Below are 13,160 nucleotides of genomic sequence, written 5' to 3' on the forward strand. Positions count from 1 at the left end.
ACGGACGGAAAGGCATGCATGTACGGCAAGGCATTCGCCCCGGAGTACCAGGGCGCCCTCACCGCGCTCTCCGTGAACTCCTCACTGGACGACGTACTGGCCGCCGGCACCGAGCAGTTGCGCGCGGCCGAGCGGGCGGGTCGGCACGGTGAGGCGGCCCGCTCCGGGCTCGCCGTCGCCGAGGCGCAGCGCCGGCTCGGCCGGGTCGGCGACGCGGACCGGGCCTGGAAGGCGAGCTACCGGTCCGCCCGGCAGGCCGGGGACACCGCGGCGATGGCCTGGGCACTGTGGAGCGGTGGCACGCTGGCCCGCCAGCGCGGCGGCTTCGCCTTGGCCCGGCGGCTGTTGGGGCTCGCCGCCGAGCTGGGCGAGCAGGGCGGCGACGTCGTCGTCCGTGGCTACTCACTGGCGGGTCTTGCCGAGACCGGCCGCATCCAGGGCGACTACGAGGCCGTGGGGCGACTGCACGAGCAGCTGCTGGCCGAGGCGCGACGACGCGGCGAGGCACGGCACACGGTGTGGGCGCTGTCAGGAATCGCGCAGATGCACCGCAACACCGGGGCCTACGACACCGCGTTCGCCATGTTCGAGGAGGCCGCGTCAATCGCCGCCGGCGCCGACGACCGACGCGGTCACGCCTGGGCGCTGCGCGGACTCGCCGACCTCGCCTCCGTACGCGACGGCGACACCGCCCGGGCCCTCGCCCTGCTGTCCGAGGCGGAGACGACCTGCCGGGCGATGAACCTCTCCAGCGCGCTGGCCTACAACCACAAGATGCGCGGCAACGTCTACTACCGCGCCGGTCGCTACCCCGAGGCCCGCGAGCTCTACGAGCAGGCGCTCGCTGAGTTCCGCGCCATGAGCGAACCCCGCGGGGAGGCGCTGGCCCGGCTGGGCCTCGCCAAGTCCCTGGCCCGGCTGGGCCGCGACCGGGCCGAGACCGCGGCCGAACTGGACGATCTGGCCCGCACGTTGGAGCGGACCGGACTGCGGCACGCGCGGGAGATGGTGGCGCTGGCCCAGGAGGAGTTCTGCGCGCGGACGGAGTCGGCACGGTGACGACGGTCGTTGGTCCCGATGTCCTCGCCCGGTGCCGCGAGTTGGTGGATCCGGCGCTGCGGGAAGCGGTCGACGGGCTGCATCCCTGGGTGGCGGAGATGGCCGCGTACTCGATGGGCTGGTGCGAGGTCGGCGGTGCCCCGGCCGCCGCGTCCGGCGGCAAGGGGGTGCGGCAGGCGCTCGCCGTCCTGGGCGCCGAGGTGTCCGGTGCGCCTGGACGGGCCGGGGTGCCCGCGGCGGTCGCGGTGGAGCTGGTGCACGTGTTCTCCCTGCTCCACGACGACATCATGGACGGCGACGCGGCCCGGCGTGGCCGCCCCTCGGTGTGGAAGGCGTACGGCACCGGCCCCGCGGTCCTCGCGGGCGACGGCCTGTTCGCCCTGGCCGTCGGGACCCTGGCCGGCGCCGGATCCGGCGCCGTGCGTCGCCTGTCCGTGGCGTTGTCCGACCTGGTGCACGGACAGGCGGACGACCTGCTGTTCGCCACGCGTCCCTGGAGGGGACCGGAGCGGGTACGGCCGGACGAGTACCGGACCATGGCCGAGCACAAGACCGGGGCGCTGCTGGGCTGCGCGGCGGCGCTGGGCGCCCTGCTCGGCGGGGCGCCCCCGGCCACGGTGGCCGCCCTGGACCGGACCGGGCGACACCTGGGGATCGCGTTCCAGATCGTCGACGACGTCCTGGGCATCTGGGGCGACCCCCAGGTCACCGGGAAGCCCGTGCACAGCGACCTGCGGGAACGCAAGAAGACGTTCCCGATACTGGCAGCGCTCGACTCACCGACACCCGCGGCCGCACGGCTGGCACGGTTGCTGGAGTCGGACGGGCCGCTCTCCGAGACGGCGGACCTGATCGAGGAGTGCGGCGGCAGATCGGCCGCCCTCGCCGAGGCCCGCCGTCACCTCGCGTTCGCCGAGCCGGCACACGAGCTGCGGCCGCTGCTGGACTACCTCCTGCGACGCGACCTCTGAGGCCGAGTTGACCTGCGCCGCCCGTGGGGACAGGGTGCGAGACGACCTCTCTCCGTCGGAAGGACGACCGCCTTGATCGGGATCACGGACATCGAGCGGCAGGCCGAGCGGATCGCCGGACACGTCGTACGCACGCCGACCCTGCCGAGCCCCGGTCTGTCCTCGCTGCTCGGTGCTCCCGTCACCGTCAAGCTCGAACAGCTCCAGCGCACCGGATCCTTCAAGGCCCGCGGGGCGACGGCCAAGCTGCTCTCGCTGAGCGAGGCGGAGCGGGCGGCGGGTGTCGTGGCCGTGAGCGGCGGCAACCACGGGATCGCCCTCGCCCACATGGCCGCGGCCCTCGACATCAAGGCGACGGTGGTCATGCCGCGTTCGGCACCGGCCCGGTCCGTGGAGATCGTGGCGGCGGCCGGTGCGGCGCTTCGGCTGACGGACGACATGGACGGCGCGTTCTCACTGGTCAACCGGATGCGGGACGAAGGACTCACGCTGGTCCACCCGTTCGACGACCCGGTGGTGATCGCCGGGCAGGGCACGGTGGGACTGGAGTTCGCCGAGGACGCGGGCGACCTCACCGACGTTCTCGTCAGTGTCGGGGGCGGCGGGCTGATCGCCGGGGTCGCGGCGGCGCTGCGGGCGCGTCGTCCGGGTGTCCGGGTGTGGGGCGTGGAGACCGAGGGCGCCGAGGCCATGTCCCGGGCCCTGACGGCGGGCGGGCCGGTGCCGGTCGCGCTGTCCTCCATCGTGTCCACGCTGAGCGCCCCGTCCGTCTCGCGGCTCACGTACGACCACGTGGCGGCTCTGGTGACCGAGGTCCTCGTGGTCCCGGACCGGGAGGCCGTGCGGGGCTGTCTCGACCTCGCCGACCACGCCAAGGTGTGGGGCGAGCCGGCGGCCGGCTGTCTCGTGCCCGCCGCCCGGAGGGTGCTGGAGCGGATCGGGGACGGCTGCCGGCTGGGCCTCGTGGTGTGCGGCGGCAACACGACCACCACCGAAGTCATGGCGTGGACCGAGCGGTTCGGGCTGCGCTGAGGGAGATGCTCGACTTCGATCCCCCACCTGGCCGTTCTTCTGACTTGTGAGTCAGAAAGTGAACGGCCGGAAAGGGGATTCCATCGGTTGGGGGTTTGATTGAACATACCCCGCCGCACCCGCCGTACCACTGGGAAAGGTGAGACCCATGGTTTCGGCGAGGGATGAGCATGGTCAAGGCGCACGTCTCCACACACGAGTTGGTCGCAGGAAGGTACCGGCCACTGGACGTCCTGCATCGTGAGACCAACCGGACGTGCTGGTACGGCGAGGACGTCTCGGCGGAACGCCCCTGCCTGCTCACCGAGATCGGACTTCCGGCCGACACGGACGAGGATGCCTCGCAGCGCACCGCTGTGGGCGTCGTGCGGATGTCCAAGACCATGCGGGTGCTCGCCCCCGGCCGGATCGCCCCGGTCGTCGACGCCGTCGCGCAGGAAGGCTCGCTGTGGACCGTCAGCGAGCCCGTCGACGGCGTCCTGCTGGGCGAACTCCTCGCCCAGCAGGGAACGTTCGACCATGTGCGGGCGGCACGCATCGGCCTGGAACTGCTGGAGGTGCTGGAGGCGGCGCACGGCGAGGGCATCACCCACGGTGAGCTCAGCCCGGGCCAGGTGTTCGTGCGCAGCCAGGGCCCCGTCGTCGTCACCGGCTTCGGTCTGGCCGGCGCCACGCTCGCGCCAAGGGTCTCGGCGCCGTCGTACGCCTCACCCGAGCAGGCCCGCGACGAGCGCATCGGGCCGGCCGCCGACCTGTGGGCGCTCGGCGCGATCCTCTACACGATGGTCGAAGGCCGGCCCCCCTTCCGTGACCGCGACCGTCCCGCGGCCACCCTCAAGGGAGTGGACCGGTTGCCGCTGCGGGCACCGGTGCGCGCCGGACCGCTCACGCAGACCGTGCAGGGGCTGCTGCGCAAAAGCTCCCAGGAGCGGCTGACCCGCGCGTCCGTGCGCGCCGCCCTCCTGCGCGTCGTCAGTGAGGACCCCGACGGGATCCCCCCGGAGGAGCCCAGGTCCCGTCCGGGCGCCCTGCACGGCGTGGCCCCCGGCCGCAGCAGCCGCCTCCTCGTCGCGGGGACCGCCCTGGCCGTCGTCGCGGTGGCCGCCACTGTCCTCACGGTCACCAACGCGCTGCCCGGCACCGACAGCACGACGACCGGTGAGGCGCCCGCCCCCTCCGCATCCGCCTCCGTGTCGGTGTCCGCTCCCACGACAACGACGTCACCGTCCCCGTCGGCCACCGCGCCCGGCAGCCGCACCGACGAGAGCGCGAGCCCAACCGCCACACCCACACCCACCCCGACCAGGACGACCGCCCCCACCGCGGGCACGGGCCTGCCGCCCGGATACAGCGTCTACCACTCCCCCGAAGGTTTCTCGATCGCTCTCCCCAAGGGCTGGAAGCCGCTGGGCACCCAGCGCCAGGAAGACCTGGCCTACCGCGTCACGTTCGGCGCCTCCGGCGACCCGCGCACGCTCGCCATCACCTTCAGCAAGGCCGTGGGCACGGACCCGGTGGCCGTGTGGCGTGACGACGTGGAGCCGGACCTCAAGGACCACCCGGGCTTCGAGCGCCTCGGTGACATCCGCGCGACGACCTACCAGGGCCACAAGGCCGCCGACATGCAGTGGATCGAGCAGGTCGACGGCACCCGGGTGCGCACCTTCGGCCGCGGTTTCCTCATCGGCGACGGCCGCGGCTACTCCCTGCGCTGGACGACCCCGGCGGCCGACTGGAGCGACGCCGCGAACCAGAAGGCGCTGGACACCTTCCTGAGCACCCTCCGCGTGCCCTCGAACTGAGCGTTACCTCAAGCGGAGCGCGGCGCCCGCATCCGCCGCAGCGGTCCGGCGTGCAGGGGCTGGGTACGCCAGCGCGCGGTGAACGTCCGGTCCGCGAGCGAGCACGTCACCAGCAGGTGGTGGGGAGTCTCCAGGAACGCCACATCGACGGCGAGTGTCTCCTCGTCGGTCCAGCCACCGCTGACCGCGACGGGCACGGGCTCGTCGACGACCGTCCAGCCCGCCTCCCCCGCTCCGAGCCCCAGCTCCAGCCGGTCGCCGTCGTCGACCAGGGTGACGCGGCCCCCCGGGCCCACCTCGACCGCGGTGAGGGTCGGCTGGTCGGTGCAGGAACCGCCGTGGGGAGCGAAGCAGGTCTCCCCTTCCTCTGCACGGCCCGCCGGGTCGGCCTTGCCGTCGGCGGGCGGCAGCGCGAGGTGCGTCAGACGGTCGGCGAGGGCCGCGTCCGCCGCCTCGTGTCCGGGCAGCGGGCCGGCCGCGAAGGCGGGGAGCAGGTGTACCCAGGCCAGTTCCAGGACCCTCTGCATGTCCACGGTCTCCGAGGTGATCGCGAGCACCGCGTCCTGCTCGGGCAGGACCACGCAGAACTGCCCGTACGCCCCGTCCCCGCGGTAACCGTGCCGGGACATCCAGAACTGGAAGCCGTAGCCCTGCTGCCAGTCCGTCCAGCCGCCCTCCGCGGGTGCCCCGGGCGAGATCTGGACCCGTGTCGCCTCGGCCACCCATGACTCGGGCAGCAGCCGCTCGCCCTCCCACATGCCTCCCCGCAGATACAGCAGACCGAGCCGGGCGATGGCGTCGGTGGTGGCGTGCAGTCCGCTGAAGCCCAGCTCACGGCCCCGCCGGTCGTGGATCCACCCCACCTGACCGATACCGAGCGGGTCGAACAGCCGGGGCCGCAGGTACTCCGTGAGCTTCCGGCCGGTGACGCGCTGGACGATCGCGCCGAGCGTGTAGGTGGCGGGCTGGTTGTAGGCGAAGACGGTGCCCGGGTCCCGCTCCGGCGGCACCAGCAGGAAGCCGCGGACGAGCTCGCCGGGATCCTGGGCGCGCGCCCGGTCCAGCGTCTCCTCCAGATGACCACTGGCCATCGACGCCACATGCCGTACGAGCATCGCGCGGCTGCGCGGGTCGGTGACATCGGCGTCGAACTCCGGGAAGTACGAGATCACCGGGTCGTCCAGCCGGATCAGCCCCTCGGCGACGGCGAACCCGGCGGCCGTCGCCGTGAAGCTCTTGCTGAGCGAGTAGAGGAGCTGCGGGCGCTCGACGGCGTACGGCGCCCACCAGCCGGAGGCCACGACCTGGCCGTGGCGCAGCAGCATCAGGCTGTGCGGCTCGATCCCCGGGTCGGATTCGAGGGCGTCGAGGAAGGCCTGGACACCGGCGGCGTCGACGCCCTGGGCTGCGGGGGTGCTCGTGGGCAGGGAACTCATGGGGGCATCCTCCCTCCTTCACGGGCCTTGATCGAGAGGGCTTTGAAAGACCTGTTTTCCCCTCCGGTCACCGGGGACCCGGGCTCCATGGTGCATATCGGATACACGATGATGACCGAGCAGGCCGGCCCGCGTGAGCTCGTCGGGCATGTGGTGCAGGCCGAGGAGGCGGGCTACGACTTCTCGGTGACCTCGGACCACTACTTCCCCTGGCTGCGGTCGCAGGGACACTCGCCGTACGCGTGGAGCGTGCTCGGAGCGGCCGCGCAGGCGACCTCCCGCATTCCGCTGATGACCTATGTGACGTGTCCGAGCTTCCGCTACCACCCGGCGGTGGTGGCGCAGAAGGCGGCCACGATGCAGCTGCTCTCCGAGGGCCGGTTCCGGCTGGGGCTCGGCTCGGGCGAGAACCTCAACGAGCATGTGGTGGGCGGCGGCTGGCCGTCGGCCGACGTGCGGCACGAGATGCTGGAAGAAGCGATGGAGATCATCCGCGCACTCTTCGAGGGCGGTCACGTGAACCACCGCGGGACCCACTTCGACGTGGAGTCGGCCCGGCTGTGGGACCTGCCGGACGAACCGCCGCAGATCGGCCTGGCCGTCTCCGGCGAGCAGTCCTGCAAGCTCGCAGGCCGGCTCGCCGACCTCGTCATCGCCACGGAGCCCAAAGCGGGGCTGCTCGAGGCGTTCGACCGGCACGGGGGCGAGGGCAAGCCGCGCGTGGGACAGCTGCCCGTCTGCTACGACGCCGACCGGGAGACGGCCGTCAAGCGGGCGCACTCCCAGTTCCGCTGGTTCGGCGGCGGCTGGAAGGTCAACTCCGAGCTCCCGCACCCGGACGCGTTCGAGGCGGCCACCCAGTTCGTCACCCCCGACGACGTCGCCGCGTCCATCCCGTGCGGCGACGACCCGGACGCCTTCGTCGAGGCCGTACGGCCGTACGCGGAGGCGGGCTTCACCGAGATCGCCCTGGTGCAGATCGGCGGCGACTCGCAGCCGGAGTTCCTCGACTGGTCGGCGAAGACACTGCTGCCCGCGCTGCGCGACGCGCTGGACTGAGCGGGCCACGCTGCCCGGGCGGCACCCGAGGGTGCCATAGGCTTCCGAACCGCACATCGTGCGGCCCCGACGAACCTGCCCAGGAGAAGCACCCGTGACCCTAGCGATCGACCCGTCCGAGACATCGGCCGAAACGTCCACGGAAACGTCGGCCGAGACGCCGGCGGCGCCGTCACCCGCGCCCCTGAACGACCTCGTCGCCCGCGACGCCCGCGAGTTCGGTGTCTACGCCCGGACCGGCGGCTGGGCCTTCGGCCTGATGGTGGCGCGCAGTGTGCGGCCCGGCGGCCAGAGCGCGGACCAGACGCCGAAGGTCTCCGCGAAGGAGTTCGCCGAGCTCGCCGGCTGCTCGCCCGAGCGCGTCATGCGCTACTACAAGGCGTGGGACCGGGCCGCCGACGACGGCATGGTCCCGCACTTCGAGGCGCTGGCACCGGGCCAGGACGTGGAACTGCCGGACGCGGACGTGTGGCTCGGCTACTACGTCTCCCGCAGCAGCGCCGGCTCCGAGCGCGGCGCGGCGATCACCGAGGCCGCCGAGGCCGAGGGCATCCGCCCCACCAAGGCCCTGGAGGTGGCCGAGAACCCGACCGCGCTGCGTGCCGCGATCCTCGCCGACCCCTCCACCGCGCGGGCCGCGCGCAGCGCCCTGCTCGACCGGATCAAGGAGGACCCGGAACTCCAGGCCGAACTGGCCCGGGACGTCGTGCGCACGGACGACCTGAAAAAGGCCGTGGCCACCGAGAGCAGGGCGGCCGACCGGATCGGATACGTCCGCCAGATCGCCGAGTCCGGCCAGGTCAAGACCCCGGCCGGGCAGACCATCGACGCGCCCGTGGACCTGCGCCAGGAGGCAGAGCGGCACCTTTCGCTCCTCGACGAGCTGGAGGAGGACGAGGACACCGGCGAGTGGGCGGCCGAGGCGTTCGACACCATGAAGTCCCTCGTCGCCGAAGCCGTGGAGGCCGATCCCGAACTCCGGGTCCAGGAGCGGCGGACGAAGTTCTACAGCAGCCTCCAGAAGGCCACGAGGGCGTTCGAGGAGCTGACCTTCGACGACGCGCAGGACTTCTACGAGGACGACATGCTCCAGCGCCTCGAGGAACTCCAGCAGGCCATCGCCTCGTGCCTGACCGCTTTGCGCGGCGCGAAGGGGAATCACCCGGAAGGCTGAGCATCTTGGGCGTGGGAGGGGTACTAGAGGGCTCTACATCGTGCTTCCCGGAGGCCTCCAGGTGAACTCCTTCGTCCACAAGACCGCGCACAAGACTCTCGTCGTGCAACTCCAGACCGGCGGCACGGGCCGTTGCCCCGTCCTCGCCCACCTGGGGTACGACGCTGCGGACCCGTTCGCCGTCACCGCCGTGTTCAGCCATGACGGCCGGGTGCTGGCGCGGTGGCGGCTGGACCGGGAGATGCTCGCCGAGGGGATGTGCGGTCCGGTCGGGGTCGGGGACGTGCGCCTGAACCCCGTCTCGACCGGCGTCTGGGAGGAACTGCGCATGGAGTTCTTCGGCGACGCCCGCTCCGACGGGGGCCGCCAGCACGCCGTGGTCTTCGCCTGGGCTCCGGCGCTGGCCTCCTTCCTGCGCGAGACGCGTGAGATCGTCCCGCCGGGGCAGGAGGAGGTCAGCGTCGACGACTTCCTGGCCTCCGTCATCGCCGGCGGCTGACCTACGTACGGGGGCGGCCGGGGACCGATACGCAGGAGCGGTGAGTAGCCGTACTCATGTCGCGGTCGGCCCCCTGCCCGACGATGAGGACTCCTACGACGAGGAGCACCTCATGACCGCTGTGCGACGGCCCCTGCCCGTCCTGCTCGCCTGTGCCGTGGTCGCCGCGCTGGCCCTGTCCGCATGGGGCCCGCGTGATCGCACCACCTGGTTCCTTGAGACGGTGTGGATCCTGGTCGGGCTGCCGCTGATCGTGCTCACCTGGCGCCGCTTCCCCCTGACCGACCTGCTGTGCTGTCTGCTGGCACTCCACTCGCTCGTGCTCATGGTGGGCGGTCACTACACCTACGCGCAGGTGCCGCTCGGTGACTGGGTGCGCGACACCTTCGGTCTCGACCGCAATCCGTACGACCGTTTCGGCCACCTCATGCAGGGCTTCGTACCGGCGGTCCTGGTGCGGGAGCTGCTCAGCCGTACGTCACCGCTGCGGGGCAGCCGCTGGCTGGCACCGCTGACGGTGTGCGCGTGTCTGGCCTTCAGCGCCGTCTTCGAGATGCTGGAGTGGGCGGCCGCGGTGATCGGCGGTCAGGCGGCGGACGCCTTCCTGGCCACGCAGGGGGACGTGTGGGACACCCAGTGGGACATGTTCTGCGCGCTGATCGGCGCCACGGTCTCGGTCCTGGTGCTCTCACGCCTGCACGACCGGCAGCTGGACGAGCCGGGCCTCACCGCGTCGTATAGCGGCGCCGGGTCCACAGCGGCAGCACGAACCAGCACAGCAGGTACCAGCCGACGACTCCCGTGACGAGCCAGGGCACCCAGTCGTCGTGGGTCGCCACCCGCAGGACCAGCAGCAGGGCGGCCGTCATCGTCGCCAGAAGCAGGACGAGGCCCACGAAGGTCAGCCGGGAGGCCCACTGCACGGCCTGCGACTTGATACGCCGGCCCGACACCAGGCGGTGCAGGGACACCGGCCCGATGAGGGCGCCGGTCGCGCAGGCGCCGAGGACGACGGTCACGATGTAGATCACCTGGTCCGCGTGGGCCAGACCGGCGTACTTCGGTGTGAACACCACGGTGAGCAGGAAGCCGAACAGGATCTGCACGCCTGTCTGCGCGACGCGGACCTCCTGGATGAGTTCGCCCCACATGCGGTCCGCGCGCTCGTCCTCAGTCTCGTCGCGGCCCGTTCGTCTCACCGTCTCGACCATGCGGTCCGTGTAACCGGTGTCTGATCGTTCAAACAGAAGGGCTCCGGGGCGGCCCTGTGCCGCTCCCGGAGCCCCGCGGACTCACCAGCGGTTCTCGACCTGGTCCTTGATCCGGCGGTCGTAGAGGTCGCGGATCGCCGAGAGGGTCTCGCCGGACAGCGGCGGCAGCTTCCCGGCGGCCGCGTTGGCGCGGGCCTGCTCGGGTGAGCGGGCGCCGGGGATGACGGTGGTGACGCCGGGCTGCTCGATGATCCAGCGCAGGGCGAGCTGGGCCGGGGTGCAGCCCTCGGGGGCGAGGGCGGAGAACTCGGCCGCGGCTTCCACGCCGGTCGCGTAGTCGACGCCGGAGAAGGTCTCACCGACGTCGAAGGACTCGCCGTGCCGGTTGTAGGCGCGGTGGTCGTTCTCCGGGAAGACGGTGTCCTTGGTGTACTTGCCGGACAGCAGGCCCGAGGCAAGCGGGACGCGGGCGATGATGCCGACGCCCGCTTCCCGGGCGGCGGGGAGCACCTCGCGCAGCGGCTTCATCCGGAAGGCGTTGAGGATGATCTGCACGCTCGCCACGCCCGGCCGGGCGATCGCGGTCAGTGCCTCCTCGCAGGTCTCCACGCTGACGCCGTAGTGGGCGATGCGCTCCTCCTCGACCAGGGTGTCCAGGGCGTCGAACACCTCGTCCGTGGAGTAGACGGGCGTCGGCGGACAGTGCAACTGGACCAGATCGACGCGGTCCACGCCGAGGTTGCGGCGCGAACGGTCGTTCCAGGCGCGGAAGTTGTCGAGTACGTAGTTCTCCGGGATCTGGTCGACGCGGCGGCCCATCTTCGTCGCGACCAGCACATGAAGGTCGGGCCTGCTCCGCAGGAACGTGGCGATGGTCTGCTCGCTGCGTCCGTCGCCGTACACGTCGGCCGTGTCGAAGAAGGTGACCCCCGACTCGGCCGCCGCCTCCAGTACCGAGAGGGCTTCCTTGTCGTCGACGTCTCCCCAGTCGGCCCCCAGCTGCCAGGTGCCGAGTCCGACGACGGATGCGTGCTGCTGAGACCTGCCGAAAGTGCGCTCGTCCATGGCGTCAGTCTGTCATCCGCCGCCGACCTGCGCGGAACCGGTCGCTCCGGGCCGCCGTCGGGGATTTGTTCACTCACATGGGTGACACGTTTCGGCATGGGGCATGCACGTGTCAACAGGCGCCTAGCGTGACCCCGTGACTGATCGTTCCGTGAGCAACCACCCGCAGGACGACTTGTCCTGGTCCCGTCGCGGCTTCCTCATGAGTGCCGCCGCCCTGGCCGCCGCACCGATTCTGCTGCCCGCCGATCCGGCGGCGGGCGCCGAGGAGCTGCCCGGCTTCCCGGCCGACGTTCCCCTCCACCGCTCGGCCTACCGGAACTGGGCGGGTGAGATCACCGCCGACGGGCTGTGGGCCTGCGCGCCGAGAGATCCGGACCAGGTGGTCGAGATCGTCAACTGGGCCTGGCGGCACGGCTGGCGGGTCCGCGCCCGTGGCTCCTCGCACGGCTGGTCGCCCCTGACCGTCACCGAGGGCACGGACTCGGACGCACCCGTCCTCCTCGTCGACACCGCCTCCCACCTCACCGGGCTGTCCCTGGACTCCGCCTCGGCGGTGCGCGCCGGCACCGGCGTCACGCTGGAGGCCCTGCTCACCCGGCTGGAGGAACACGGGCTCGGGGTCACCGCCGCGCCCGCACCCGGCGACCTCACCCTGGGCGGGGCGCTGGCGGTCGACGCACACGGCACCGCCGTCCCCGCCGACGGGGAGAAACGGCTGCCGGGGCAGACGTACGGCTCGCTGAGCAATCGCATCATGGCGCTGACGGCGGTGGTGTGGGACGAGGACAGCGGGGCGTACGCACTGCGGGAGTTCAGCCGTGCCGAGGCCGACAGTGCCGCGCTGCTCACCCATCTGGGGCGCGCCTTCGTCACCGAGGTCGTACTGAGGGTGGGTGCCGACAGCAAGGTGCGGTGCGTGAGCCGCGTCGACATCCCGGCGGCCGAGCTGTTCGCCGCGCCCGGTGGGGACGGGCGGACCTTCGCGAGCTTCCTGGAGGAGGCGGGGCGGGTCGAGGCGATCTGGTTCGCCTTCACGGAGTTCCCCTGGCTGAAGGTGTGGAGCGTGGCGCCGACCAGGCCGCTGACCTCACGGCGGGTCACCTCGCCGTACAACTATCCCTTCTCCGACAACGTGCCGACCCTGGTGGCGGACCTGGCCGGGCGGATGGTGTCGGACGCGGCCTGGTACCTGGCGCCGGTGCTCGGGAACGCACAGCTCGACGTGGCGACGGTGGGGCTCACGGCGACGCTGTCGGCGGACATCTGGGGGCCGTCCAAGAACACGCTGCTGTACATCAGGCCGACGACCCTGCGGGTGACCGCGAACGGGTACGCGGTACTGACCGAGCGGGATCAAGTGCAGCGCGTACTCGCCGAGTTCACGGACTTCTACCGTCAACGCCTGACCGCGTACGCCGCGCAGGGGCGCTTCCCGGTCAACGGGACCGTCGAGATCCGGGTGACCGGGCTCGACGATCCGGCCGAGGTGGAGGTGGCGGGTGCACGGGCTCCGCTGCTGTCGGCCCTGCGGGCGGATCCGGCCCGTCCCGAGCGGGACACGGCGGTTTGGCTGGACATCCTGACGCTGCCGGGCACGCCGCACGCGGAGGCCTTCCTGCGGGAGATCGAGCAGTTCCTCTTCGACGGCTACGACGGGACCCGCGTCGAGTGGTCCAAGGGGTGGGCCTACACGGACGCCGCCGCCTGGGACGACGACGAGGTGCTGGGGACGACGGTTCCCGGGTCGTTCGGTGAGGCGGTGTGGGGGCAGGCGGCCGGGGTGCTGGACCGGCTCGATCCGCACGGCGTCTTCGGCAACGCCTTTCTGGACCGTCTGTTCCGTTAGGGC

At 71.9% G+C, this 13,160-nt stretch carries 12 protein-coding genes; 9 read left to right on the forward strand and 3 right to left on the reverse strand.

Annotated elements, in window-relative coordinates:
- The first annotated feature begins 18 nt into the window (after positions 1-18).
- The 4 genes from OHT57_RS03850 to OHT57_RS03865 all read left to right on the forward strand — a co-directional run bounded on the left by OHT57_RS03850 (position 19) and on the right by OHT57_RS03865 (position 4,864).
- Complete coding sequence (locus OHT57_RS03850; protein ID WP_328744472.1) at positions 19-1,059, forward strand: tetratricopeptide repeat protein; 1,041 nt, start codon at positions 19-21, stop codon at positions 1,057-1,059.
- Positions 1,056-2,030, forward strand: coding sequence for a polyprenyl synthetase family protein (locus tag OHT57_RS03855; protein WP_328744473.1), 975 nt, complete (start codon positions 1,056-1,058; stop codon positions 2,028-2,030). Before OHT57_RS03850 ends, OHT57_RS03855 begins: the two co-directional genes overlap by 4 nt.
- A gap of 72 nt (positions 2,031-2,102) precedes the next feature.
- The gene (locus OHT57_RS03860; RefSeq protein WP_328744474.1) at positions 2,103-3,062 is read left to right on the forward strand and encodes a threonine/serine dehydratase; all 960 of its coding nucleotides are present in this window, start codon (positions 2,103-2,105) and stop codon (positions 3,060-3,062) included.
- Between the two features lie 164 nt (positions 3,063-3,226).
- On the forward strand, positions 3,227-4,864 hold the full coding sequence (locus OHT57_RS03865) for a serine/threonine protein kinase (protein WP_328744475.1): 1,638 nt from the start codon (positions 3,227-3,229) through the stop codon (positions 4,862-4,864).
- 8 nt (positions 4,865-4,872) lie between these two features.
- Here the strand turns inward: OHT57_RS03865 and OHT57_RS03870 are convergent, their stop codons facing one another.
- A complete protein-coding gene (locus tag OHT57_RS03870; RefSeq protein ID WP_328744476.1) occupies positions 4,873-6,300 on the reverse strand; it encodes a serine hydrolase domain-containing protein in 1,428 nt (475 codons plus the stop codon).
- A gap of 87 nt (positions 6,301-6,387) precedes the next feature.
- On the opposite strand from OHT57_RS03870, the gene OHT57_RS03875 reads away from it, so the two are divergent.
- From OHT57_RS03875 to OHT57_RS03890, 4 genes are all read left to right on the forward strand, one after another.
- Positions 6,388-7,359, forward strand: a complete 972-nt coding sequence (locus OHT57_RS03875) for an LLM class F420-dependent oxidoreductase (RefSeq protein WP_328744477.1) — start codon at positions 6,388-6,390, stop codon at positions 7,357-7,359.
- 94 nt (positions 7,360-7,453) lie between these two features.
- Positions 7,454-8,533 (forward strand): hypothetical protein, encoded by a 1,080-nt coding sequence (locus OHT57_RS03880; protein ID WP_328744479.1) that lies wholly within the window; start codon positions 7,454-7,456, stop codon positions 8,531-8,533.
- Positions 8,534-8,594: 61 nt separating this feature from the next.
- Positions 8,595-9,032, forward strand: coding sequence for an SsgA family sporulation/cell division regulator (locus tag OHT57_RS03885; protein WP_328744480.1), 438 nt, complete (start codon positions 8,595-8,597; stop codon positions 9,030-9,032).
- 112 nt (positions 9,033-9,144) lie between these two features.
- Positions 9,145-9,837 carry a DUF2238 domain-containing protein gene (locus OHT57_RS03890; RefSeq protein WP_328753112.1) on the forward strand — a complete coding sequence of 231 codons (693 nt, stop codon included), beginning with the start codon at positions 9,145-9,147 and terminating at the stop codon, positions 9,835-9,837.
- Here the strand turns inward: OHT57_RS03890 and OHT57_RS03895 are convergent.
- Positions 9,758-10,243 carry a DUF6328 family protein gene (locus tag OHT57_RS03895; protein ID WP_328744481.1) on the reverse strand — a complete coding sequence of 162 codons (486 nt, stop codon included), beginning with the start codon at positions 10,241-10,243 and terminating at the stop codon, positions 9,758-9,760. The genes OHT57_RS03890 and OHT57_RS03895 overlap by 80 nt on opposite strands.
- Positions 10,244-10,324: 81 nt before the next feature.
- Positions 10,325-11,308, reverse strand: a complete 984-nt coding sequence (locus OHT57_RS03900; RefSeq protein WP_328744482.1) for an aldo/keto reductase — start codon at positions 11,306-11,308, stop codon at positions 10,325-10,327.
- Positions 11,309-11,510: 202 nt separating this feature from the next.
- Between OHT57_RS03900 and OHT57_RS03905 the strand changes: the two genes are divergently transcribed.
- Positions 11,511-13,157, forward strand: coding sequence for a cholesterol oxidase substrate-binding domain-containing protein (locus OHT57_RS03905; RefSeq protein ID WP_328753113.1), 1,647 nt, complete (start codon positions 11,511-11,513; stop codon positions 13,155-13,157).
- Positions 13,158-13,160: the final 3 nt, after the last annotated feature.

The organism is Streptomyces sp. NBC_00285, from assembly GCF_036174265.1.
Lineage (GTDB): Bacteria > Actinomycetota > Actinomycetes > Streptomycetales > Streptomycetaceae > Streptomyces.

Excerpts from the sequence above, each read along its gene's own strand:
- OHT57_RS03850 (WP_328744472.1), top strand. The coding sequence starts at position 19 with ATGTACGGCAAGGCATTCGCCCCGGAGTACCAGGGCGCCCTCACCGCG.
- OHT57_RS03865 (WP_328744475.1), top strand. The coding sequence starts at position 3,227 with ATGAGCATGGTCAAGGCGCACGTCTCCACACACGAGTTGGTCGCAGGA.
- OHT57_RS03870 (WP_328744476.1), bottom strand. The coding sequence starts at position 6,300 with ATGAGTTCCCTGCCCACGAGCACCCCCGCAGCCCAGGGCGTCGACGCC.
- OHT57_RS03875 (WP_328744477.1), top strand. The coding sequence starts at position 6,388 with ATGGTGCATATCGGATACACGATGATGACCGAGCAGGCCGGCCCGCGT.
- OHT57_RS03890 (WP_328753112.1), top strand. The coding sequence starts at position 9,145 with ATGACCGCTGTGCGACGGCCCCTGCCCGTCCTGCTCGCCTGTGCCGTG.
- OHT57_RS03895 (WP_328744481.1), bottom strand. The coding sequence starts at position 10,243 with ATGGTCGAGACGGTGAGACGAACGGGCCGCGACGAGACTGAGGACGAG.
- OHT57_RS03900 (WP_328744482.1), bottom strand. The coding sequence starts at position 11,308 with ATGGACGAGCGCACTTTCGGCAGGTCTCAGCAGCACGCATCCGTCGTC.
- OHT57_RS03905 (WP_328753113.1), top strand. The coding sequence starts at position 11,511 with ATGAGTGCCGCCGCCCTGGCCGCCGCACCGATTCTGCTGCCCGCCGAT.